The 24119-nt window shown below is 72.3% G+C and carries 20 protein-coding genes; 19 read left to right on the forward strand and 1 reads right to left on the reverse strand.

The features are described from left to right. Nucleotides 1-7 precede the first annotated feature (7 nt). The 12 genes from RE421_RS08300 to RE421_RS08355 all read left to right on the forward strand — a co-directional run bounded on the left by RE421_RS08300 (nt 8) and on the right by RE421_RS08355 (nt 15079). Complete coding sequence (locus tag RE421_RS08300; protein ID WP_309808657.1) at nt 8-3745, forward strand: nitrate reductase subunit alpha; 3738 nt, start codon at nt 8-10, stop codon at nt 3743-3745. Continuing rightward, nucleotides 3745-5475, forward strand: coding sequence for a nitrate reductase subunit beta (narH, locus tag RE421_RS08305; protein ID WP_309808660.1), 1731 nt, complete (start codon nt 3745-3747; stop codon nt 5473-5475). The genes RE421_RS08300 and narH overlap by 1 nt, the downstream gene beginning before the upstream one ends. Next, nucleotides 5472-6188, forward strand: a complete 717-nt coding sequence (gene narJ / locus RE421_RS08310; RefSeq protein WP_309808662.1) for a nitrate reductase molybdenum cofactor assembly chaperone — start codon at nt 5472-5474, stop codon at nt 6186-6188. The genes narH and narJ overlap by 4 nt, the downstream gene beginning before the upstream one ends. Further along, entirely contained in the window at nt 6175-6963 is a 789-nt protein-coding gene (narI, locus tag RE421_RS08315; RefSeq protein WP_309808664.1) for a respiratory nitrate reductase subunit gamma, read from the forward strand. The genes narJ and narI overlap by 14 nt, the downstream gene beginning before the upstream one ends. Before the next feature lie 10 nt (nt 6964-6973). After that, nucleotides 6974-8200 carry an MFS transporter gene (locus RE421_RS08320; protein WP_309808666.1) on the forward strand — a complete coding sequence of 409 codons (1227 nt, stop codon included), beginning with the start codon at nt 6974-6976 and terminating at the stop codon, nt 8198-8200. A 10-nt stretch (nt 8201-8210) separates the two neighbouring features. Further along, complete coding sequence (dapB, locus tag RE421_RS08325; protein WP_309808668.1) at nt 8211-8990, forward strand: 4-hydroxy-tetrahydrodipicolinate reductase; 780 nt, start codon at nt 8211-8213, stop codon at nt 8988-8990. Nucleotides 8991-9007: 17 nt separating this feature from the next. Continuing rightward, complete coding sequence (locus RE421_RS08330; RefSeq protein WP_309808670.1) at nt 9008-9457, forward strand: hypothetical protein; 450 nt, start codon at nt 9008-9010, stop codon at nt 9455-9457. Nucleotides 9458-9552: 95 nt separating this feature from the next. Continuing rightward, nucleotides 9553-10077: a 2Fe-2S iron-sulfur cluster-binding protein gene (locus tag RE421_RS08335; protein WP_309808672.1), complete on the forward strand. Its 525-nt coding sequence runs from the start codon at nt 9553-9555 to the stop codon at nt 10075-10077. After that, complete coding sequence (locus RE421_RS08340; RefSeq protein ID WP_309808674.1) at nt 10074-11078, forward strand: xanthine dehydrogenase family protein subunit M; 1005 nt, start codon at nt 10074-10076, stop codon at nt 11076-11078. Before RE421_RS08335 ends, RE421_RS08340 begins: the two co-directional genes overlap by 4 nt. Next, nucleotides 11075-13186 (forward strand): xanthine dehydrogenase family protein molybdopterin-binding subunit, encoded by a 2112-nt coding sequence (locus tag RE421_RS08345; RefSeq protein ID WP_309808676.1) that lies wholly within the window; start codon nt 11075-11077, stop codon nt 13184-13186. The genes RE421_RS08340 and RE421_RS08345 overlap by 4 nt, the downstream gene beginning before the upstream one ends. Next, complete coding sequence (locus RE421_RS08350; protein ID WP_309808679.1) at nt 13183-13905, forward strand: nucleotidyltransferase family protein; 723 nt, start codon at nt 13183-13185, stop codon at nt 13903-13905. Before RE421_RS08345 ends, RE421_RS08350 begins: the two co-directional genes overlap by 4 nt. Next, nucleotides 13892-15079 (forward strand): XdhC family protein, encoded by a 1188-nt coding sequence (locus RE421_RS08355; protein ID WP_309808680.1) that lies wholly within the window; start codon nt 13892-13894, stop codon nt 15077-15079. The genes RE421_RS08350 and RE421_RS08355 overlap by 14 nt, the downstream gene beginning before the upstream one ends. On the opposite strand, the gene RE421_RS08360 is transcribed toward RE421_RS08355, so the two are convergent. Continuing rightward, the gene (locus RE421_RS08360) at nt 14965-16188 is read right to left on the reverse strand and encodes a heparan-alpha-glucosaminide N-acetyltransferase domain-containing protein (protein WP_309808685.1); all 1224 of its coding nucleotides are present in this window, start codon (nt 16186-16188) and stop codon (nt 14965-14967) included. The genes RE421_RS08355 and RE421_RS08360 overlap by 115 nt on opposite strands. Before the next feature lie 70 nt (nt 16189-16258). Here RE421_RS08360 and dapA point away from each other — a divergent pair, with 70 nt between their 5' ends. The 7 genes from dapA (at nt 16259) to RE421_RS08395 (ending at nt 24077) form a co-directional block, all read left to right on the forward strand. Further along, nucleotides 16259-17170 carry a 4-hydroxy-tetrahydrodipicolinate synthase gene (gene dapA / locus RE421_RS08365; RefSeq protein ID WP_309808687.1) on the forward strand — a complete coding sequence of 304 codons (912 nt, stop codon included), beginning with the start codon at nt 16259-16261 and terminating at the stop codon, nt 17168-17170. Nucleotides 17171-17185: 15 nt separating this feature from the next. Continuing rightward, nucleotides 17186-18871: a ribonuclease J gene (locus RE421_RS08370; protein WP_309808690.1), complete on the forward strand. Its 1686-nt coding sequence runs from the start codon at nt 17186-17188 to the stop codon at nt 18869-18871. Between the two features lie 73 nt (nt 18872-18944). After that, on the forward strand, nt 18945-22007 hold the full coding sequence (locus RE421_RS08375) for a DNA translocase FtsK 4TM domain-containing protein (RefSeq protein WP_309808692.1): 3063 nt from the start codon (nt 18945-18947) through the stop codon (nt 22005-22007). 18 nt (nt 22008-22025) lie between these two features. Next, on the forward strand, nt 22026-22619 hold the full coding sequence (locus RE421_RS08380; protein ID WP_309808693.1) for a CDP-alcohol phosphatidyltransferase family protein: 594 nt from the start codon (nt 22026-22028) through the stop codon (nt 22617-22619). Continuing rightward, nucleotides 22612-23097, forward strand: coding sequence for a CinA family protein (locus RE421_RS08385; protein ID WP_309808695.1), 486 nt, complete (start codon nt 22612-22614; stop codon nt 23095-23097). The genes RE421_RS08380 and RE421_RS08385 overlap by 8 nt, the downstream gene beginning before the upstream one ends. A gap of 196 nt (nt 23098-23293) precedes the next feature. Next, on the forward strand, nt 23294-23746 hold the full coding sequence (locus RE421_RS08390; RefSeq protein WP_309808696.1) for a helix-turn-helix transcriptional regulator: 453 nt from the start codon (nt 23294-23296) through the stop codon (nt 23744-23746). Nucleotides 23747-23852: 106 nt separating this feature from the next. Continuing rightward, nucleotides 23853-24077: a DUF3046 domain-containing protein gene (locus RE421_RS08395; protein WP_309808698.1), complete on the forward strand. Its 225-nt coding sequence runs from the start codon at nt 23853-23855 to the stop codon at nt 24075-24077. The last annotated feature ends 42 nt before the right edge of the window (nt 24078-24119 follow it).

Raw genomic sequence — 24119 nt, forward strand, 5'->3', positions numbered from 1 at the left:
TGGTCCCATGACGACCCCGGTCAAGCCCGGATTGGACGGTCCGGCATCGCAGGCACTCCTGGACATCGGCAGGTTCTTCACCCGCTGGGACGAGACCGAGGACGGCCGTGCCGTCTTCCGTGAGGGCGGCCGGGACGGCGACTCCTTCTACCGCAACCGATGGAGCCATGACAAGGTGGTCCGCTCCACCCACGGGGTGAACTGCACGGGCTCGTGTTCCTGGAAGGTGTACGTCAAGGACGGCATCATCACCTGGGAGTCCCAGGAGACCGACTACCCCACCGTGGGACCGGACAGCCCCGAGTACGAGCCCCGCGGCTGCCCTCGCGGCGCGGCGTTCTCCTGGTACACCTACTCGCCCACCCGGGTCCGCTACCCCTACGTCCGGGCCACCCTGCTGGAGATGTACCGGAAGGCCAAGCGGGAGCACGGCGGGGATCCGGTGCTGGCGTGGCAGTCGATCGTGGGCGATCCGGTGCGGCGCCGCGAGTACCAGCAGGCCCGGGGCAAGGGCGGGCTGGTCCGGGCGAGCTGGCGGGAGTCCGTGGAGCTCTCCGCCGCCGCCCACGTGCACACCATCAAGACCTACGGCCCGGACCGCTGCACCGGCTTCTCGCCGATCCCGGCGATGTCCATGGTCTCCCACGCCGCCGGGGCCCGCTTCATCAACCTCATCGGCGGGGTGATGAACAGCTTCTACGACTGGTACGCGGACCTGCCCGTGGCCAGCCCGCAGGTCTTCGGGGACCAGACGGACGTGCCCGAGTCCGGGGACTGGTGGGACGCCACCTACCTGATGATGTGGGGTTCCAACGTCCCGGTGACCCGCACCCCGGACGCCCACTGGATGGCCGAGGTGCGCTACCGGGGCACCAAGGTGGTCTCCGTCAGCCCGGACTACGCGGACAACACCAAGTTCGCGGACGAGTGGCTGCCCGCCCAGGCGGGGACGGACGCCGCGCTGGCCATGTCCCTGGGGCACGTGGTGCTGAAGGAGAACTTCGTGGACCGCCGCGTGCCGTTCTTCGAGGACTACGTGCTCCAGTACACGGACCTGCCCTTCCTCGTCACGCTGGACGAGCGACCGGACGGCACGGTGGTGCCCGGCAAGTTCCTCACCGCCGCGGACCTCGCCGCCGCGGATCCGGGGTCCGCCGAGGCGGGCGCCGCCGACCCGGAGTTCAAGACGGTCCTGCTCGACCGGGACGCCGGTGCCCCCGTGGTGCCCCAGGGATCCATCGGCTTCCGGTACAACGAGCAGGACGAGGGCCGGTGGAACCTGGACCTGCAGGGCGTGCGGCCCTCGCTGTCCGTGGCAGACACCACCGGGTACGACGGCGGCAGCTCGCCGGTTGCCCTGCCCGCCTTCACCGCGGCGGACGGCTCCGGCTCGGTGGTGCACCGGGGCGTGCCGGTCACCGAGGTCGGGGGGCGGCGGGTCACCACCGTCTTCGACCTGATGCTGGCCCAGTACGGCGTGGGGCGGGAGGGGCTGCCGGGGGACTGGGCCGCCGGCTACGACGACGCCCTGAGCCCCTATACGCCCGCCTGGCAGGAGGACATCACCTCCGTGCCGGCCGAGGCCGCGATCCGCACGGCGCGGGAGTTCGCGCGGAACGCCGAGGACTCCGGGGGACGGTCCATGATCATCCTCGGGGCCGGCATCTGCCAGTGGTACCACGGGGACGCCACCTACCGGGCCATCCTGGCCCTGCTGATGCTGTGCGGCTGCCAGGGGCGCAACGGCGGTGGCTGGGCGCACTACGTGGGCCAGGAGAAGGCCCGCCCCATCACGGGCTGGGCCACCCTGGCCGCCGCCAGCGACTGGACCCGGCCGCCGCGGTTCATGATCGGCACCGCCTACTGGTACATGCACACGGACCAGTTCCGCTCGGACGGCTACTCCTCGGACTCGCTGCAGTCCCCGCTCGCGGAAGGCCACCTGGCGGGCAAGCACACCGCGGACGTGATCGCCCAGTCCACCCGCCTGGGCTGGATGCCGTTCTATCCCCAGTTCACCCAGAACCCGCTGGACGTGGCCGACCAGGCGAGCGCCGCCGTCGGGAACGGCGAAGCCGCCACGGAATCTGAGTGGATCGCGGCGCGGATCCAGGACGGCACCCTGCAGCTGGCCGTGGAGGACCCGGACGCCGAGGCCAACTGGCCGCGCACGCTCGTGCTGTGGCGCTCGAACCTGTTCGGCTCCTCGGCCAAGGGGGAGGAGTACTTCCTCAAGCACCTGCTGGGCACCCACCACAACGTCCTGGGCGGGGACCACGGCGAGTCCCGGCCGCAGGACGTGCGGTGGCATGACGAGGCCCCCGAGGGCAAGCTGGACCTGCTGGTCTCGGCCGACTTCCGGATGACGAGCTCCACGCTGCTCTCGGACGTCGTGTTCCCGGCGGCCACCTGGTACGAGAAGCACGACCTCTCCTCCACGGACATGCACCCCTACGTGCACGCCTTCACCCCGGCCATCTCCCCGCCCTGGGAGGCCAAGACGGACTTCGAGCTGTTCCGGCTGCTGGCCGAGGAGGTCGCCCGCCAGTCCGCCACGCACCTGGGGGTCCGGCGGGACGTGGTGGCCACGGCCCTGCAGCATGACACGCCGGGGGAGATCGCCCAACCGGGCGGGCACGCCCCGGAGTGGAGGGGCACGGACCGGCCGGCGGTGGCGGGGAGGAACCTGCCGAACCTGACGGTCGTGGAGCGGGACTTCACGGCGATCGGGGACCGGTTCGCCGCCGTCGGGCCCCTGGCCGAGACCCTGGGGCTGACCACCAAGAACGTGACCTTCGACGTCACCGAGGAGGTCGAGCGCCTGGCGAGGATGCACGGGGTGTTCGACTCCGGCGCCGCCGCGGGCCGTCCGGCGATCGACACGGACGCGCGGATGGCCGAGGCGATCCTGATGTTCTCCGGGACCACCAACGGTGAGCTGGCCGTGCAGGGCTTCGAGACCCTGGAGAAGCGCACCGGCGTGCGGCTCGCCGACCTGGCCGCGGGGTCCCAGGAGAAGCGCATCTCCTTCGCGGACACCCAGGCCGCACCGGTTCCCGTGATCACCTCCCCCGAGTGGTCGGGCTCGGAGACCGGTGGACGCCGCTACGCCCCGTTCACGGTGAACATCGAGCGGCTCAAGCCCTTCCACACCCTCACCGGGCGGATGCACTTCCTGCTGGACCACGACTGGCTGAAGGACATGGGGGAGATGCTGCCGACGTACCGGCCGCCGCTGGACATGCACCGGCTCTTCGGCGAGCCGAAGCTCGGCGAGCGCGGGGAGCTGTCCATCTCGCTGCGCTACCTCACCCCGCACAACAAGTGGTCCATCCACTCCGAGTACCAGGACAACCTGTTCATGCTCTCCCTGTCCCGGGGCGGCACCACGGTGTGGATGAGCCCCCAGGACGCGGCGCTGATCGAGGTGACGGACAACGAGTGGGTCGAATGCGTCAACAACAACGGAGTCTTCGTGGGCCGGGCGATCGTCAGCCACCGGATGCCCGAGGGCGTGGTCTACGTCCACCACGCCCAGGAGCGGACCATCGACGTGCCCAAGTCCGAGGCCACGGGCCGGCGCGGCGGCATCCACAACTCCGTGACCCGCATCCTGGTCAAGCCCACCCACATGATCGGCGGCTACGCCCACCTGTCCTGGGCCTTCAACTACCTCGGCCCCACCGGCAACCAGCGGGACATCATCTCGGTGGTCCGCAAACGCTCCCAGGAGGTGCAGTACTGATGAGGATCATGGCCCAGACCGCCATGGTGATGGCGCTCGACAAGTGCATCGGCTGCCACACCTGCTCGGTCACCTGCAAACAGGCCTGGACCAACCGGGCCGGCACCGAGTACGTGTGGTTCAACAACGTGGAGACCCGCCCCGGACAGGGCTACCCGCGCCGCTACGAGGACCAGGAGCGATGGAGGGGCGGCTGGGAGCTGAACCGGCGCGGCAACCTCAAGCTGAAGTCCGGCGGGCGGCTGGCCAAGATGTTCGGCCTGTTCGCGAGCCCCGTGCAGCCCCAACTGGACGACTACTACGAACCGTGGACCTATGACTACCAGAACCTCATCAACGCCCCGGCCGGCGACGACTTCCCGGTGGCGAGGCCGAAGTCGCTCATCACGGGGAAGGACACCAAGATCACGTGGTCCGCGAACTGGGATGACAACCTGGGCGGCACCACGCAGAGGGGGCACCTGGACCCGATGGTGGAGAAGGTCCGCCGCGAGTCCGAGGACAAGGTCCAGTTCGAGTTCGAGCAGACGTTCATGTTCTACCTGCCGCGGATCTGCGAGCACTGCCTCAACCCGTCCTGCATGGCCTCCTGTCCCTCGGGCGCCATCTACAAGCGGGCCGAGGACGGGATCGTGCTCGTGGACCAGGACCGCTGCCGCGGCTGGCGCCAGTGCGTGACCGGCTGTCCCTACAAGAAGATCTACTACAACCACAGGTCCGGCAAGGCCGAGAAGTGCACGTTCTGCTACCCGCGGGTGGAGGTCGGCATCCCCACGGTGTGTGCGGAGACCTGCGTGGGCCGGCTCCGGTACATCGGCATCTTCCTGTACGACGCCGACCGGGTCACCGCGGCCGCGTCCGTCCCGGACGAGCAGGACCTCTACGAGGCCCAGCTCGACCTGATGATGGATCCGCACGACCCCGAGGTGATCGCCGCGGCCCGCGCCGAGGGCATCCCCGAGGACTGGCTCGAGGCGGCCCGGCGCTCGCCGGTGTACAAGCTGGCCAAGGAGATGCGGGTGGCCCTGCCCCTGCACCCGGAGTACCGGACCATGCCGATGGTCTGGTACGTCCCGCCGCTCTCGCCGGTGGTGGACCTGCTCAAGGACCAGGGGCACGACGGCGAGGACGCGGGCAACCTGTTCGGCGCCATCGAATCCCTGCGCATCCCGGTCGAGTACCTCGCCGAGCTGTTCACGGCGGGGGACACGCAGCTGGTGACCGGCGTGCTGCGCAAGCTCGCGGCCATGCGCTCCTACATGCGGGACATCACCCTGGGAGGGGAGGCGGACGAGTCGATCGCCGCGGCCGTGGGCATGACGGGCGCCCAGATGCGTCAGATGTACCGGCTGATGGCGATCGCCAAGTACGAGGAGCGCTACGTCATCCCCTCGGCCCATGTGGAGGACGCCCACAACCTGGAGGAGCTCGGCTGCTCCCTCGACGTGGACGGCGGGCCCGGCATGGGCCAGCTGGGCGGGCTCGGGGAGGCCTCCGGCCGCCCGGTGCCCGTGGCACAGGAGAACTTCCTGGCCCTGCAGTCCCGGCAGACCGCGGACGACCCCACCGGCAACACCCAGCTGGCCGGCCGCGTCAACCTGCTCAACTGGGACGGCAACGGCAGCCCCGAGGGGCTGTTCCCCGAGCGGACGGCCCGGGACGTCGGGCAGCGCCAGGAACCGCCCGGACCCGCCGACGGCACCCGGACCCGGAGTGGGGAGACGGCATGAGGCTGCTCGAGAGGCTGCTCGGCGCGGCCGGTCCCGGGTCCGTGGACCCGGGGGAGTACCGCGACCCGGACCCCCACCGCAGCGCGGTGGTCCGGCAGGCCGCCGCCCTGCTGCTGTCCTACCCGGACCCGGCCCTGCTGCAGAGGCTGGGGCCGGTCCGGGACGCGCTCGCGGAGGTGGGGGCCGGCGTCGGGCCGGCGGAGCCGCTGCTGACCTGGCTCACCGCCCGCCCCCTGCACGAGGTGCAGGCCGAGTACGTGCAGGAGTTCGACCTCTCGCGCCGGCACAGCCTGCACCTGACCTACTGGACGGACGGGGACACCCGGCGCCGCGGCGAGGCCCTCGCGGCCTTCAAGGAGGTGTACCGGGCGGCCGGCTGCGTGCTGGACGACGCCGAGCTGCCGGACTACCTGCCCCTCGTCCTGGAGTTCGCGGCCCGCGTGGATGCCGAGTCCGGCTACGACATGCTGCAGCGCTACCGGCCCTCGCTCGAGCTGCTGCGGCTGGCGCTGCAGGAGGACGAGCTGCCCCACTCCGGGGTCCTCGCGCTGGTCTGCTCCACGCTGCCGGGTCCCTCCCCGGAGGACAGGAACGCGGTGCAGGCCATGGCCGGCTACGGCCCGCCCACCGAGAGCGTCGGACTGGACCCCGCCGATCCGCGACTGCTGCCCTTCACGCCCACCTCGGGAGGATCAGAGCATGCGCGACGTTGAGCCGGGGATCGGAGACATCCTGCTGTGGGGCGTGCTGCCCTACGTGGTGCTGGCCGTGGTGATCGGCGGGACCATCTGGCGCTACCGCTATGACCAGTTCGGCTGGACCACCCGGTCCAGCCAGCTCTACGAGTCCCGGCTGCTGCGGATCGGCTCGCCCGTGTTCCACTTCGGCATCCTCGCGGTGCTGGTGGGTCACATCGTGGGGCTCGTCATCCCGAAGAGCTGGACGGACGCGGTCGGGATCACGGAGGGGATGTACCACGTGATGGCCCTCGGGATCGGCGCCGTGGCCGGCATCGGCACCCTCGCGGGGATCGTGCTGCTGATCTGGCGCCGACGCACCACCGGCCCGGTCTTCATGGCCACCACCGCCAATGACAAGTTCATGTACGTCCTGCTGGTCGGCGCCATCCTGGCCGGACTCGCCACCACCGCGATCTCCGTGTTCGACCACTCGGTGACCAACTACCGCGAGACCGTCTCCCCCTGGTTCCGCTCCATCTGGATCCTGCAGCCGGACGTGGCCGCGATGGCCGCCTCCGGACTGTCCTTCAAGGTCCACGTGCTGTGGGGGCTCGCACTGTTCATGGTCTGGCCCTTCACCCGCCTCGTCCACGCCTTCACCGCCCCGCTGCACTACTTCTTCCGCCCCTACATCGTCTACCGCTCCCGGGACGCGCGCCGGGGCGGCCACGGCTCCACCCCGACCCGGCGCGGATGGGACCCCATCGGCACCCCGGACCGTGAGCGGCCCGGCACGCGCCGGCGCTAGGGAGGACACCATGAGGACACCGGCACCCAACCTCTGGCTGGCGACGCTGGCCTCCACGGTCGGCTTCTGGGCGTGGACCATGATCGGTCCGCTCTCCGCCCACTACACCGAGCAGATGGGCCTGGCCCCCACCCAGACGGCGGTCCTGGTGGCCATGCCGATCCTCGTCGGCTCGATCGCCCGCGTGCCGGTGGGCGTGCTGACGGACCGCTACGGCGGGCGGCTGCTGTTCACCGTGCTGCTCGGGGCCACGGCGCCGCTGGTCCTGGTCACCGGGCTGGTCGGGCTGCTGGACGCCTACGTGCCCCTGCTGATCGTGGCGTTCTTCCTGGGGATCGCCGGGGCGGTCTTCTCGATCGGCATCCCCTTCGTCTCCGCGTGGTACCCGCCGCACCGCAAGGGCTTCGCCACCGGCATCTTCGGGGCCGGCATGGTCGGCACGGCCGTCTCCGCCTTCGCCACCCCGCAGCTGGTGGCCGGGATCGGCTACCTGACCACCCACCTCCTGGTCGCCGTGGTGGTGGCGGTGGTCGCCGTGGCGTGCGCACTGTTCTTGCGGGAGTCGCCCTCCCGGGACGGGATCACGCCCACCCCGGCGCTGCCGAAGCTCCGGCGGGCCTTCTCCCAACGGGTCACCTGGCAGCTGTGCTTCCTCTACGGCGTGGTCTTCGGGGCCTTCGTCGCCTTCTCGAACTACCTGCCCACCTACCTGGGCAACATCTACGACTACGCCGCCACGGACGCCGGGCTGCGCACCGCCGGCTTCGCCGCCGCCGCGGTGATCGCCCGGCCGGTCGGCGGCGTCCTGGCGGACCGGGTCGGACCGCGGACCGTCACGCTGACCTCCTTCGCCGGCGCGGCCGTGCTGGCCGTCATCGTCGCCGTGCAGCCGGGCCAGGAACGCGTGTACGGCCCGGTGTTCCTCATCATGGCGCTCTTCCTGGGCCTGGGCACCGGCGGCGTGTTCGGCTGGGTCGGGCGGGCGGCCGACCCGCGGGACGTGGGCACGACCGGCGGGATCATCGCCGCCGCCGGCGGCCTGGGCGGCTACTTCCCGCCGCTGGTCATGGGGGCCACCTACAACGCAGAGCACAACAGCTACTTCGTGGGACTGATGCTGCTGGCCGGCTTCGCGATGGTGGCGCTGCTGCTGACCTTCACCGTGCGCAACGGGGGGCGGTGGGACGAGCGCGCCGCCGTGCCGGACCCGGCGGGGACGCCCCGCACTAGCACCTAAACTGGAAGGCATGACTGCGCCTGACTCCAGCACCAGCACTGACCCGATCCGCGTGGCCGTCCTCGGCGCGGGCGGCAAGATGGGCCGGTACGCCGTGCAAGCGGTCGCCGAGGCTCCGGACCTCGAGCTGGTGGCCGAGCTCGGCTCCGCCGACCCGCTGCAGAGGATGCTCGACGCCGGCGCGAGCCACGTACTGGACCTCACGGTCCCGCAGGTCTCGCCCGAGAACGTCGCCTTCGCCGTGGAGAACGGGCTGCACGCCGTGGTGGGGACCTCCGGGTGGTCCGATGAGCGCCGCGCGAGGCTGCGGGACCGGCTGGCGGACCACCCGGAAGTGGGCGTGCTGATCGCCCCCAATTTCTCGGTGGGCTCCGTGCTGGCCAGCGCCTTCGCCGCCCAGGCCGCGAAGCACTTCCCCTCGGTGGAGATCATCGAGATGCACCACCCGGACAAGGTGGACGCCCCCTCCGGCACCGCCGTGCGCACCGCCGGACTGATCGCGGACGCCCGGTCCGGGGCCGGCGTCGGGCCCTCCCCGGATGCGACCACCCACGATCCGGACGGCGCCCGCGGCGCCCTGGTGGACGGGGTCCGCGTGCACGCCGTGCGGCTGCGCGGCCTGGAGGCCCACCAGGAGGTGCTGCTGGGGGGCCCGGGGGAGCAGCTCGTGCTCCGCCACGATGCCTTCGACCGGAAGGCCTACATGCCCGGCGTGCTGCTCGGGCTGCGGACCGTGGCCTCCCGCCCCGGGCTGGCCTACGGGCTCGACGCCTACCTGGACCTCGGCTGAGCGCGGGGACCGGACCGATGAAGACCAAAGTCGGCGTGGCCGCCATCGTGGCCCTCATGCTGCTGTTCGCCGTACTGGCGATCGGCTCCTCCCTCGCCTTCCTGCAGGCCCCCCAGCCGACCGCGAAGGTCCTCGGCGTGGCCGTGCTGGGCATCGTGGCCGTGGGCCTGTGGACGTTGTGGCGCGAGCTGCGCTTCGGGATGACCATGGAGCGGATGGGCCGCGTCCTGGAAGCGGAGGGCGGCCTGCCCGAGGACGACCTGCCCCGCTCGGCGGCCGGGCGGATCGACCGCGCCGCGGCGGACGCCCAGTTCGAGGTGTTCCGTGTACAGGCCGAGGCGTCCCCGGAGGACTGGCGCTCCTGGTACCGGCTCTCGCTCGGCTATGACGCCTCCGGGGACCGCTCCCGGGCCCGGAAGGCCATGCGGGACGCGGCGCGCCTGTACGCGGCGGACGCCGCCGCGTAAGCGGGCCTCCTGGGAACCGCCGGTGGCGGGCTGACGTGCACGCGGGTACGGTGTGCTCAGCGTCACGTTCGCCAGAGGCGGCCCTGGGAGGGACCATGGAGCAGACCATCACCCTGCGGATCGACGGGACCGAGCACGAGGTCCCCGTCGACACCCGCGCCACCCTGCTGGACGCCCTGCGGGAACGCGTCGGCAACACCTCGCCCAAGAAGGGTTGCGACCACGGCCAGTGCGGCTCCTGCACCGTGCTGCTGGACGGACGCCGACACCTGACCTGCCTGGCCCTCGCCGTGGCCTACGACGGCGCCGAGGTCGTCACGGCCTCCGGGCTCGCCGGCGAAGGGCAGGACGGGGCCGAGGGCGGACTCCATCCCGTGCAGCAGGCGTTCATGGCCCACGACGGGTTCCAGTGCGGCTACTGCACCCCGGGCCAGGTCTGCTCGGTGGTCGGGATGCTGCAGGAGGCCGGCCAGGGCCACCCGAGCCACGTGACGGGCGACCTGGAGTCCGAGATCGACCTCGACGACGACGAGATCCGGGAGCGGATGAGCGGCAACCTGTGCCGCTGCGGCGCCTATGTGGGCATCCTCGACGCCGTCCGCGAGGTGGCGGGCCGATGAGGCAGCTGACCTACGAGGCCCCGGCCACCGCCGAGCAGGCCGTCGCCGCCGTCACCGGGGACCCGCGGGCCCGGTACCTGGGCGGGGGCACGAACCTGGTCGACCACCTCAAGCTCGGGGTGAGCACCCCCGAGCGGCTGGTGGACGTCAGCAGGCTCCCCCTCGACGCGGTGGAGCAGACCGGCGGCGGGCTGCGGATCGGCACCAACGTCCGCAACAGCGACCTGGCCGCCCATCCGCTGGTGCGCGGCGGGTGGCCCGGCGTCAGCCGGGCCCTGCTGGCCGGGGCCAGCGGCCAGATCCGCAACCAGGCCACCACCGGGGGAAACCTGCTCCAGCGCACCCGCTGCGTCTACTTCCAGGACGTCACCACCCCGTGCAACAAGCGGGAACCGGGCAGCGGCTGCTCGGCGCTCGGGGGCTACGGCCGCTACAACGCCGTACTGGGGGCCAGCGAGGCCTGCGTGGCCACCCACCCCTCCGACCTGGCCGTCGCGCTCACCGCACTGGACGCCGTCGTGGTGGTCCTGGGTCCCGACGGCGAGCGGCGGGTCCCGATGGCGGACCTGCACACCCTGCCCGGGCACCACCCGGAGGTGGAGACCACGCTCGCCCACGGGGAGCTGATCACCGCCGTCGAGCTGCCGGCCTCCGCCCTGGCCCGGCACTCGACGTACGTCAAGACCCGGGACCGGGCCTCGTTCGCCTTCGCCCTGGTCTCGGTCGCCGCCGCGCTGACGCTGAGCGACGACGGCACGGTCGCCGAGATTGCGCTCGCCTGGGGCGGGGTCGCGCACAAACCGTGGCGGGCCGGCCGCGCGGAGGAGGCACTGCGCGGGGAGCGGCCCGAGGAGTCCACCATCGCCCGGGCCGTCGACGCGGAGCTGCAGGACGCGGCCTTCGGCCCGGACACCGAGTACAAGCGTCCGCTGCTGCGGGGAGCCACCACCGCGGCCCTCTCCCGGCTCGCCGGCGGACCCGATCGGCGGGGGACACGATGACCGCGAACCCGGTGCGCGCCGTGTCGATGGGCATCGCGAGGGAACGCGTCGACGGCCGGGAGAAGGTCACCGGCCGCGCCGTCTACGCCGTCGAGAACGACGCCGAGGCCGCCGTCGAGGCCGCAGCCGGGGCGGGCCGGCCGCTGCACGGCTGGCTGGTGACCTCCACGTCCGCCCGGGGCCGGGTGCTGCGCGTCGACGCGAGCGAGGCCCTGGACCATCCCGGCGTGGTGGCCGTGCTCGACCACACGAACGCGCCGCGGCTGGCCGACGCCGAGGACCGCGAGCTGGCCGTGCTGCAGGACGACCGGATCGGCTTCCGCGGCCAGATCGTGGCCATGGTGCTGGCGGAGACCCCCGAGTCCGCCCGGGAGGGCGCCCGGCTGGTCCGGGTCCACGAACAGGCCGAACCTTTCTCGGCGACCCTCGAGGGCGCCGAGACCTACCGCCCCGACCCTTCGAGCGTGGGCTCCGCCACGGACACCGAACAGGGCGACGTCGAGGCGGCGCTGGCCGCCGCGCCGGTGAGCATCGAGCACACTTACACCACGCCCCACGAGCACAACAACGCGATGGAGCCGCACGCCGCCACGGCACTGTGGCGGGACGGGACGTTGACGATGTGGGACTCCACCCAGGGCGTGCACAGCGTGGCGTCCACCCTGGCGCCGATGCTGGGGCTGGAGAAGGACCGGCTGAGGGTCCTGGCGCCCTATGTGGGCGGCGGATTCGGCAGCAAGGGCCCGCCCCACGGCCCGGAGGTGGCGGTGGCACTGGCTGCCCGGTGGGCCGAGGGGCGGGCGGTGAAGCTGGCGGTGACCCGCCAGCAGATGTTCCCCCTGACCGGCTACCGGACCCAGACCGTCTCCGCGATCCGCATCGGGGCCGAACCCGACGGGCGGATCCTCGCGCTGGAGCACGCGGTGACGGTCCAGACCTCCGTCATCAAGGAGTTCGTGGAGCACGCCGCCGTCCCGGCCCGGATGATGTACGCCGGGCCCCACCGGCGGACGAGCCACCGGGTGGCCTCCCTCGACGTCCCGGTCCCGTCGTGGATGCGGGCCCCGGGGGAGATGCCGGGGATGTACGCCCTTGAGGTGGCCCTGGACGACCTGGCCGTGGCCACCGGCGTCGATCCCGTGCAGTTGCGCGTCCGGAACGAGCCGGAGGTCGACCCGGACTCCGGCAACCCGTTCAGCAACCGGCGACTGGTGGACTGCCTGCACCGCGGCGCCGAGCGCTTCGGATGGGCGGACCGCCCCGCCGAGCCGCGCGCCACCCTGGACGGCGACTGGTGGGTGGGCACGGGCGTGGCGTCCGCGACCTATCCCGCCAACTTCTTCCCCGGGAACGCGGCGCGCATCGCCGCCCTCGGCGGCGGCCGCTACCGGGTCTCCATCGGCGCCGTGGACATCGGCACGGGGGCCCGGACGGTGCTGCAGCAGATCGCCGCCGACGCCCTGGGCGTCGGCGTGGAGGAGGGCATCGACCTGGAGATCGGCGACACGCGCCTGCCCTTCGCCACCGTGGCCGGTGGATCGTCCGGCACGGGCTCCTGGGGCACCGCCATCACCCAGGCCGCCCAGCAGTTCCGCGCCGACCACGGCGAGGACCCCGACCCCGGGGTCCACACCACCTCGACCGCCGAGTCCTATCCCGATACCGAGCACCTGGCGATGCACTCCTTCGGCGCGGTGTTCGCGGAGGCGCGCGTGCACCGCTGGACCGGCGAGGTGCGGGTGCCCCGGATGCTCGGCGTCTACTCGGTCGGTCGGGTGATCAACCCCACCACGGCGCGCTCGCAGTTCCTCGGTGGGCTCGTCATGGGCCTGTCGGCCGCGCTGTTCGAGGAATCGGTGCGGGACGCCCGCTTCGGTCACGTGGTCACCCAGGACCTCGCCACCTACCACGTGGCCTCGCACGCGGACATCGGCGACCTGCAGGTGGAGTGGCTCGACGACGTCGATGAGCGCGCGACCCCCATGGGCTCCCGGGGGATCGGGGAGATCGGCATCGTCGGCACCTCCGCCGCCGTCGTCAACGCCGCCTATCACGCCACCGGGATCCGGGTGCGCGACCTGCCCGCGACCGCCGACGCGTTCCTGTGAGCCCGGAGCCGCCCCGTCCGGTGGTGGGCGTGCTGCTGGCCGCCGGCGCCGGCCGCCGCCTGGGCCGTGGCCCCAAGGCCCTGCTGCGCCTCGACCACGGGCAGGGCGGGGAGCCCCTGGTGGTCCGCGCGGCGACGGCCCTGAGGCGGGGTGGCTGCGACGAGGTGGTCGTGGTCGTGGGCGCCTCGGGCAGGATCGTGCGCGATGCGCTGGAGGCCGCCGGGACGGGCACCCCGGAGCCGGGACGCTGCCGGGTCGTGGCGAACCCCGACTGGGAGTCCGGCCTGGGCTCCTCCTTCCGGGCCGGGATCGACGCCGCCGGCCGGCTCCTGTCCGCCCCGGGGGGCGGGGGCGACGGCTCGATCATGCTGGCCCTCGTGGACCAGCCGGGCCTCGGCGAGGCCGTCGTCGCCCGGCTGCTGGACGCCGCCGCGCAGGAGGTCACCGGCCGGCGGGTGACGGCGGCCGGCTACCCGGACGCGCGGGGCCGCCTGGTCCGCGGCCACCCCCTGGTGTTCCCCCTGGCCCTGGCCCGGCAGGCGGCCGCCCTGGCGGAGGGCGATGCGGCCGGCCGCCTCTGGCTGCGGGCACACCCCGAGGCGGTGGACGTGGTGGACGTGGGTGACCTGGCCACGGGCCGGGACCTGGACACGCCGGCGGACCTGCTGTGGTGGACGCGCCGTGAGGCCGTGGAGGGGAGCCGGGGTGTCCGAACCTGACGATCTCTGGACCGCCCTGGGACCGGTGCTGGACCGGGACGAGGGCTTCGTGCTGGCCACCGTCGTCTCCACGTCCTCCAGTGCGCCGCGGCCCGTGGGCACCCAGATGGCCGTCCTGGGCGACGGTGCGGTCGTCGGCAGCCTCTCCGGCGGCTGCGTGGAGGCCGACGTCCACGCCCGGGCCCAGGAGGTGGCCGCGACCGGCCGGCCCGAACTGCAGGACTACGGCTACAGCGACGCGGCCGCGTTCGCCGTCGGGCTGACCTGCGGCGGGTCGATCCGCGTCTTCCTCGAACGGGTCGGTCCGGCTGATCTGGGCTCCGTCCGCCGCCTCGCCGCGACCGTGACGTCCGGCGAGGCGGTCGCCTCCGTCACGGCGCTGTCGGGCCCGGCACTCGGGTGGCGCGGCACCGTCACCGCCCGCGACCCGGCTGCGGCCTCGGAGGCGCCGCTCGCCCAGGCCGCCGCCCTGCTGCGGGAGTCCCGGTCCGGCGTCGTGACCGTTCCCGGCACCGGGGCGGCGCCGTCCTCCGACTACTTCGTCCGCAGCTATCCCGGGCCGGCCCGGCTGGTCGTCTTCGGGTCCAACGCCTTCGCCGCCGCCCTCGCCCGGCAGGCCGCCGTGCTCGGCTACCGCGTCACCGTCTGCGATGCGCGGCCGGCGTTCGCCACCCGCGCGCGGTTCCCCGACGCCGACGAGATCGTCGTGCGGTGGCCGCACGAGTACCTCGACGAGCTGGAGGTGGACCACCGCACGGTCCTGTGCGCGCTCACCCACGACCCGAAGTTCGACGACCCCTTGCTGGCCAGAGCCCTGCGCTCGCCGGCCGCCTTCGTCGGGGCCATGGGATCGCGGCGGACCAGCCGGGAGCGCCGCGAGCGACTGCGCGAGCTGGGGCTGACCGATCAGGAGCTGGCGAGGCTGCGGGCGCCCTTCGGCCTGGACCTGGGGGGCGGCACCCCGGAGGAGACCGCGGTGTCCATGATGGCGGAGGTCATCTCCGCACGGCGCTCCGGGACGAACCGGCCGCTGAGCCAGCTCCGCGGCCCCATCCACCCTCAGGGACGCGCACCGGCCAGCGTGCCGGACACCCTGGCCAGCGGCCACTCCAGCGGACCCCGCCACCCGAAGCCGCGGAAGACCGTCCCGGCCACCAGGCACCCCACCCAGTAGGCGATGAGCAGGCCGGCACGCGGCCAGTCCGCCGTGGCGGACTCGAAGACGTCCAGGGCCACGAGGTGCCCCACGTACAGGGTCAGGGGCAAGGCGCCGGCGCCGATCAGCGGCATCAACGGCCAGGTCAGCGCCCCCCGCGCCACCTGGGTCAGCAGCAGGCACGCCCCCAGCACCAGGGCGGAGGTCCCGCACGTCAGCACGAGGTCCAGCGGGGCCCCGGAGTGAGGGGTCGCCAGGGTGAACCACACCGGCAGGTGCTGGACCTGCTCGGTGGACAGGCTGGCCCCCGTCACCAGCTCGGCCGACAGGGCCCGCGTGCCGGCGCCCGTGCCGGCGGCCAGGGCCTCGGTCACGCCCGGCAGGGACTGCAGGCCGCGGGACAGCAGGTACGCCACCGCGGCCACCGCGGCGCCGCCCGCGGCCACGAGGCCGGCCACCGAGAGCCGCTCCAGCCGCAGCCGGCCCAGGAACAGCCCGAACAGCACGTAGCCCAGCCACTGCAGCACCGGGTAGTACCCCGTGAACAGCAGGTCCCAGGCCAGCAGCCCGGGACGGGCGAACAGGTCCATCAGCGTGGGATTGGACCACAGCCGCCAACCGTCCACATAGGCGGCGCCGCCGAGGGCCGACTGCATCGCCGCGGACAACAGGCTGGCGGCCACGGGGGAGAACAGGATCCAGCCGGCCGCCCAGCCGGCCAGCGCCCGTGCCCCGAGGTGCAGGAACGGCAGGGCCGCCAGGAACAACACGGCGTAGTGGGCCAGGATGACGGCCACATTCATGTCCAGGAAACCGCAGGCCAGCCCGAGGACGAAGATCAGCACCGCGCGCACGGCCACCCGCCGCCGGTCCCACGCCAGGAGCGGGCCCCGGTGGGGCGCCGCGCGGGATCCCGCGCCGCCGCTGAGCAGGGCGAGCCCCACCCCGGCCAGGGTGGCGAACAGGGCCGAGGACTTGCCCGCGAACAGGAGCCCGACGACGGTCGGCTCGGTCCCGTGGGCGGTGACCAGCCCCGCCAGATGGGTCGCGATCATGCCCAGCAGGGCCAGCCCCCGGGCCGCGTCCACACCAGGGATGCGGCGTCTCACCGCCGGGGTCTGTGCCATGGGCCACTCCTTGCTCGCCGGCGTGTGCCGGATCGGTACCGCACGTCATTCTCGCAGGTAGTCTGGCCCCATGATCGAGACCCCTGCCGCGCGCCCCGAGACCACCTTCGGCACCGTCATCCCCGCCATGGTGACGCCGTTCACGCAGGACGGCAGCCTGGACCTGGACTCGGCCCAGACACTGGCGAACCACCTCGTGGACGAGGGGGCGGACGGGCTGGTGATCACCGGTACCACCGGTGAGACCTCGACCCTGCTGGACGAGGAGAACATCGCGATGTTCGAGGCGGTCGTGGAGGCGGTGGGGGGACGGGCCAAGGTCATCGCCGGGACCGGCATGAATGACACGGGTCACTCGACGCACCTGTCCCAGCTGGCCGCGAAGACCGGCGTGGACGGGCTGCTGCTGGTCACCCCGTACTACAACAAGCCCAACCAGGCCGGCATCCGCGCCCACTTCGAGACCATCGCCTCCGCCACGGACCTGCCCGTGATGCTCTATGACATCCCCGGGCGCTCGGTCATGCCCATCAATCCGGACACCCTCATCGCCCTGGCGCAGCACCCGAACATCGTGGGGCTCAAGGACGCCAAGGGCGACTTCCAGTCCACCACCCTCGTGGCCGCCCACACGGACCTGGAGATCTACTCCGGCGAGGACTCGCTGACCATGCCGCTGATGACCCTGGGCGCCGTGGGCGTGGTCTCGGTGACCGCCCACGTGGCCACCCGGCTGTACCGGCAGCTCGTGGACGCCATGAACGCCGGCGACCTGGCCGCGGCGCGCCAGGCGCACTTCCGGCTGGACCCGTACCAGCGGGCTGTGATGACGCACATCCAGGGGGCCGTCTCCTCCAAGCTGATCCTGAACTGGCAGGGCCACCTGCCCTCCCCGGTGGTCCGGCTGCCGCTGGTCCAGGCCACCGAGGACGAGCAGACCATCATCCGGGCGGACCTCGCGGAAGCCGGACTGACCTTCTAGAAGGGACCGAACCCCATGGCCTCAGGGACCCGTCTGTCCACGCCGCCCGCGCTGAAGCCCGGCACCTGCCGGGTGGTGCCCCTCGGGGGCCTCGGCGAGGTGGGGCGCAACATGACCGTCTTCGAGATGGACGGCAAGATCCTCATCGTCGACTGCGGGGTGCTCTTCCCGGAGGAGTACCAGCCGGGCGTCGACCTGATCCTGCCGGACTTCGGCTACCTCGAGGACCGCCTGGACGACGTGGTCGGCCTGGTGCTGACGCACGGCCACGAGGACCACATCGGCGCGGTGCCGTACCTGTTGCGCCTGCGTCCGGACATCCCGCTGATCGGCTCCACCCTCACCCTCGCGCTGATCGAGGCCAAGCTGGAGGAGCACCGCATCCGGCCGTTGACGCTCGCGGTGCGGGAGGGGGACACCGAGCGCCTCGGCCCGTTCGAGTGCGAGTTCGTGGCCGTCAACCACTCCATCCCGGACGCCCTCGCCGTGGCGATCAGGACGTCCGCGGGCACCATTCTGCACACCGGCGACTTCAAGATGGACCAGCTGCCCCTGGACGGGCGCATCACGGACCTGCGGGCCTTCGCCCGGCTGGGCCAGGAGGGTGTGGACCTGTTCCTCACCGACTCCACCAACGCCGAGGTTCCCGGGTTCACCACCACGGAGAAGGAGATCGGCCCGGTCCTCGGATCGCTCATGGCCCGGGCCAGCCGGCGCGTGATCGTGGCCTCGTTCGCCTCCCACGTGCACCGCATCCAGCAGGTGCTGGACGCGGCGCACGCCCACGGCCGCAAGGTCTGCTTCGTGGGACGCTCCATGGTCCGCAACATGGGGATCGCCGCCAAGCTGGGCTACCTGGACGTGCCGGAGGGCATCCTGGTGGACCTCAAGCAGGTGGACCAGCTGCCGGACCACCAGGTGGTGCTGATGTGCACCGGCTCGCAGGGGGAGCCCATGGCGGCGCTGTCCCGCATGGCGAACGGTGACCACCGGGTCCAGCTCGACGCCGGGGACCTGGTCATCCTGGCCTCCTCCCTCATCCCCGGCAACGAGACCTCCGTGTTCCGCGTGGTCAACGGCCTGATGAAGCTCGGCGCGGACGTGGTGCACAAGGGCATGGCCCAGGTGCACGTCTCCGGCCACGCCTCCGAGGGCGAGCTGCTCTACTGCTACAACATCGTCAAGCCCACGTTCGTGATGCCCGTCCACGGCGAGACCCGGCACCTGATCGCCAACGGCCGGATCGCCGAGGCCACCGGCGTGCCGCACGAGAACGTGCTGCTCACCGAGGACGGCTCCGTGGTGGACCTGGCCGACGGGGTGGCCCGCGTCGTCGGCCAGGTGGAGTGCGGCCTCGTCTACGTGGACGGCTCCTCGATCGGCGAGATCACGGACGCGGACCTCAAGGACCGCCGCGTGCTGGGGGAGGAGGGCTTCATCTCCATCATCTCCGTGGTCAACCGCCAGACCGGCACGATCGTCTCCGGGCCGGACATCCACGCCCGCGGCGTGGCCGAGGACAATTCCGTGTTCGACGAGGTCAAGCCCAGGATCGCCCGCGCCCTCCAGGAGGCCGTGCAGTCCAACGCGGACCACACCACCCACCAGCTGCAGCAGGTGGTCCGGCGGGTCATCGGCACGTGGGTCAACCGCACCCTGCGCCGCCGCCCGATGATCGTCCCGGTCGTCCTGGAGGTCTGAGGCGCCGCCGGCCGAGCCCGGCAACCTGTGTTGATCCCGTCCGGCGTGGCCGCCGGACGGTACCCTACGGAGCATGGCGACCCGTACTTCCCCGACGCGTTCGCAGTCCACCCGCTCCTCGAGTTCCGCCGCCCGCAAGGGTCCGGCGCCGAAGTCCGGGACGACGACTGCGCGCAAACGCACCGCGCCCGAGCCACCGCCCGAGCCGCAGGGCAACCTGTTCGTGCGCGCGCTGCGCGGGTTCTGGATGGCCCTGGCCACGCCCCTCGGCGCCGGGGTGCGCAAGATCGGCCGCGACGCGCGGATCGAGCCCGAGGACCGCCGGGACGGCACCGGGTTCTTCCTCGTGGTCCTCGCCCTGGTCATCGGCTCCGTCGAGTGGTGGGGACTGCGTGGTGCACCGGGTTACGGCACCGTGGTCCACCAGGTCGCGGCCGGCACGCTCGGCTGGGCCGCCCTGCTGTTCCCGGCCGTGCTGCTGGTCGTGGCCGTGCGGTACTTCCGCACGCCCCAGGAGCACCGGGAGAATGGCCGCATCTCCATCGGCCTGCTGACCATGACCGTCGGCGCCGCGGGGATCGCCCACCTCGTGGCCGGGTTGCCGACCGTGGCGGAGTCCTTCGATGACCTCCTGGCCGGCGGCGGGATCGTGGGCTACCTCGCCACCACCCCGCTGGCCTCCCTGCTCACCCCCTGGCCCGTCTGGGCCCTGATGGTGGTCCTGGTGCTCTTCGGCCTGCTGGTGGTCACGGCCACGCCGGTGGGCCAGATCCCGCAGCGCCTGCGGGACGCCTACGCCTGGCTCACCGGCCAGCCCGACGGCGGCGCCGTCGCCGAGCGCTCCGACCGCACCGGACGCTCGGCGCGGGCGGACCGTGACGGCGACCACGACCAGTCCTACCTGACCGAGCACGACCGCCAGGACCGGGCGCAGGGCGGTCCGCAGGACGGCCGGAAGCGGAAGCGCAAGGGCATCAGGCTCTTCGGCCGCGACGAGGAGCGGCCTACCGAGGCCCTGGACCGCGACGGCGAGCCGATCACCGCCACCGAGGCCTACGAGACCGCCGTGATCGACGACGTGGCGTCGGACTCCACCGCTTCCACGTCCGCCGCCTCGGCGGTCACCCCGGCCGAGGCTTCCGGCCCGGCCGTTCCCCCCGGCGTCCGGCGCCCGACCGCTGGTGAACTGGCGATCGCGCGGGCCAAGGACGCGGCCGGCGTCGGGCCCGATGCGGAGCAGCCTCGCCAGCCGGGTCAGGCGGACCGGGCCGCCGAGAACGGCCCGGGGCCGGCCACCGAGCCGATCGGTACCGTGCCGCCGGCCGCGGTTCCCGCCGCACCGGTCGCCCGGCCCGCGGAGCTGCCGCCGATGCCGGCCCGCTCCGAGCAGCTGCACCTGGGCGGGGACATCACCTACACCCTGCCGGAGTCCTCCCTGCTGCCCGCCGGCCCCCCGCACAAGGACCGGACCGAGGCCAACGATGCCGTGGTGGCCGCCCTGACCTCGACCCTGCAGCAGTTCAAGGTGGACGCCGAGGTCACCGGCTTCTCCCGCGGGCCGACCGTCACCCGCTACGAGATCGAGCTGGCCCCGGGCACCAAGGTGGAGAAGGTCACCGCGCTGTCCAAGAACATCTCCTACGCCGTGGCGTCCTCCGACGTGCGCATCCTCTCGCCGATCCCGGGCAAGTCCGCGATCGGCATCGAGATCCCGAACGCGGACAAGGAGGTCGTGGCGCTCGGGGACGTGCTGCGCTCCAACGCCGCCCGCAAGACCGACCACCCCATGGTGATGGGCGTCGGCAAGGACGTGGAGGGCGGCTTCGTGATGGCCAACCTCGCCAAGATGCCGCACATGCTCGTGGCCGGGGCCACCGGCGCCGGCAAGTCCTCCTTCGTGAACTCGATGATCACCTCGATCCTCATGCGGTCCACGCCGGACGAGGTCCGTATGGTCATGGTGGACCCCAAGCGCGTGGAGCTGACCGCCTACGAGGGCGTCCCGCACCTGGTCACCCCCATCATCACGAGCCCGAAGAAGGCCGCCGAGGCTCTGCAGTGGGTGGTCCGCGAGATGGACACCCGCTATGACGACCTCGCGGCGTTCGGCTACAAGCACGTGGACGACTTCAACAAGGCGATCCGTGCCGGCAAGGTGAACCTGCCGCCGGACTCCAAGCGCGTGCTCAAGCCCTACCCGTACCTGCTGGTGATCGTGGACGAGCTGGCGGACCTCATGATGGTCGCCCCGCGGGACGTCGAGGACGCGATCGTGCGCATCACCCAGCTGGCACGCGCCGCCGGCATCCACCTCGTGCTGGCCACCCAGCGTCCCTCCGTGGACGTGGTGACCGGCCTGATCAAGGCCAACGTGCCCTCCCGGATGGCCTTCGCCACGTCCTCGGTCACCGACTCGCGCGTGGTCCTGGACCAGCCGGGGGCTGAGAAGCTGCTCGGCCAGGGCGACGCCCTGTTCCTGCCGATGGGCAAGTCCAAGCCCATGCGCGTGCAGGGTGCCTGGGTCAACGAGTCCGAGATCCACGCCGTGGTGGAGCACGTCAAGACGCAGATGACGGCCCAGTACCGCGAGGACGTGGTGCCGGAGAAGACCGAGAAGGTCATCGACGAGGACATCGGCGATGACATGGACCTGCTGCTGCAGGCCACCGAGCTCGTGGTGACCACCCAGTTCGGCTCCACCTCGATGCTCCAACGCAAGCTGCGCGTCGGCTTCGCCAAGGCCGGCCGGCTCATGGACCTGATGGAGTCCCGCGGCGTGGTGGGTCCCTCCGAGGGGTCCAAGGCCCGGGACGTGCTGGTCAAGCCGGACGACCTGGCGGCCCTGCTCGCCACCATCCGCGGGGACACCCCGCCGGCGGCGGCGCCGAGCGAGGACGCGCCCGAGGCCTACGCCGAGGACGTGGTGCACGCGGAGATCCCGGAACCGGCCGGCTCGCGACCGTCCGACCAGGAGCTCGTGCGCGGCTCCCTGCCCGCGGACGAGGACGCCGGCTACGGCCGCGACCTGGTGGCCGACGACCTGGCCGGACGGCCCGCGGCGGACGAGTGGTACGACGGGGACGGGGAGGACGACGAGGACGGATCCGAGGACGCCTGGCATCTGACCGGCCGCTGAGAACCGTAGACTGCCGCCATGAGTGAGAACTGGAACCTGCCGAACATCCTGACGGGCCTTAGGATCGTCATGGTCCCGTTCTTCATCTGGATGCTCGTGGCCGGCGGCCCCCTCGGGGAGGAGTCCCTCGGGCTGCGCTGGGTGGCCTTCGCCCTGTTCGCCGTGGCCATCTACACGGACAAGCTGGACGGGGACATCGCCCGGTCCCGCGGCCTGGTCACGAGCTTCGGCAAGATCGCCGACCCCATCGCGGACAAGCTGCTCACCGGCGCGGCGTTCGTGGTGCTCTCGCTGCTGGGCGAGCTGTGGTGGTGGGTGACCGCGTTGATCCTCGTGCGCGAGTGGGGCATCACCCTGATGCGCTTCCTGGTGCTGAGGTACGGCGTGATGCCGGCCTCGAGGGGCGGCAAGCTCAAGACCGTGCTGCAGGCCGGCGCCCTGCTGGCCCTGCTGGCACCCCTGGGGGCCCTGCTCGGCGGCTGGTGGCTCTACGTCGGCTTCACGCTCATGGCCGCGGCCCTGGCCGTCACCCTGGTCACCGGCATCGACTACGTGGCCAAGGCCGTCCGGCTGCGCCGGTCGGCCCGGACGGGCGAGCCGAGCCGTGACTGAGTCCGCCGGACCCGGGGACCTGCCGGCCGCCGTCGTGCACGGCCTGATCAGCCGGGGACTCACGGTGGCCACCGCGGAATCCCTGACCGCCGGACTGCTCGCGGCCACCCTGGCCGAGGTGCCCGGGGCCTCCGGGACCCTGCAGGGCGGGGTCATCGCCTACCAGAACCACGTCAAGCAGGACCTGCTGGGCGTGGACGCCGACCTGCTGGCGCGCCACGGGGCCGTACACCCCGAGGTGGCGCGGCAGATGGCCGAGGGCGCGCGGCGGACAGCCGGCGCGGACCTCGGGATCTCGACCACCGGGGTGGCCGGGCCGGAACCCCACCAGGGCCAGCCGGTGGGCACGGTGTATGTGGGGTTGGCCGGACCGGCCGGGTCCGAGGCCATCCGGCTCCGCGTGGACGGGGACCGGGAGGCGATCCGACGGGCCACGGTCCGGGAGGCGCTGCTCGCGGTGCGGGGCCGCTGGGCATGACAGTTGCATCACGGATCTCCCCAGGGCCCGGACGGCCCTTGCCGCCGGGACCGGGGATGTCGGTAAGCTGGCAACCAACTGGGAAAACGGCCGTCGGGATGCCGTACCGGGAACAAAAACCGGGCCGGGCTAGGTTGTACACCCCAGTTGGCCTGATCGGCCATTCTCAGGACCCACTCAGGAGAAGACAGTAGACATGATGAAGCATCCGGTCACCATCAACGGCATCACCCGTTGGCTGGAGACCGGTGAACACGTTCCCACCGACTCCCTCGAGACCAAGGAGCACGCCGTGCCAGTCCTCCGCCAGGAAATCGGAGACGTCCTGCGAGACGTCCGCCAGCGCCAGCGCCGCACGCTCCGCGAGGTCTCCCACCATGCCCGGGTCTCCCTCGGCTACCTGTCCGAGGTGGAGCGGGGCCAGAAGGAGGCGTCCTCGGAGCTGCTCTCCTCGATCTGCAGCGCCCTGAACGTCCCCATGTCCCTCATGCTCCGCGAGGTCTCGGACCGCATCGCCCTGCAGGAGGGCGTGCACATCCCGGACACCGTCCCGGCTGACCTGGAGAGCTCCTTCGCCACGGAGGAACTCTCCCCCCGCATCCCGGACGAGGTCCCGGACGACTTCGGCCAGCTCGCCGGCAGCCGCTGAGCGGACGCCAGCGGGAGCAGCAACGAGACGGCACGGGCCGCAGACCACACGGTCTGCGGCCCGTCCGCTGCGCGCCGTCAGGCGCGCAGGGTGAGAGGATGGACCCATGAAGATCAGTGAGTTCCGGCGCCTCATGGACGAGGAGTTCGGGCCCGGCAACGCCGGGGTCATCGAGACCTCCCTCGTGCTGCCGACCCTGCAGGTCACCGCGGAGCAGGCGCTCGACTCCGGGGCGGACCCGCGGCGCGTGTGGCTGGACGTCTGCGAGCTGCAGGGCGTCCCGGACACGCGCCGGCTGGGCCGGGATATCCCCGTGAAGGACACGCCGTAGCCCACCTCTTCGAAAACATCTTCGAACCGCTGTAGGCTCCTC

Origin of the sequence: Citricoccus sp. I39-566, assembly GCF_031432995.1 — a bacterium.
GTDB classification, from domain to species: domain Bacteria; phylum Actinomycetota; class Actinomycetes; order Actinomycetales; family Micrococcaceae; genus Citricoccus; species Citricoccus nitrophenolicus_A.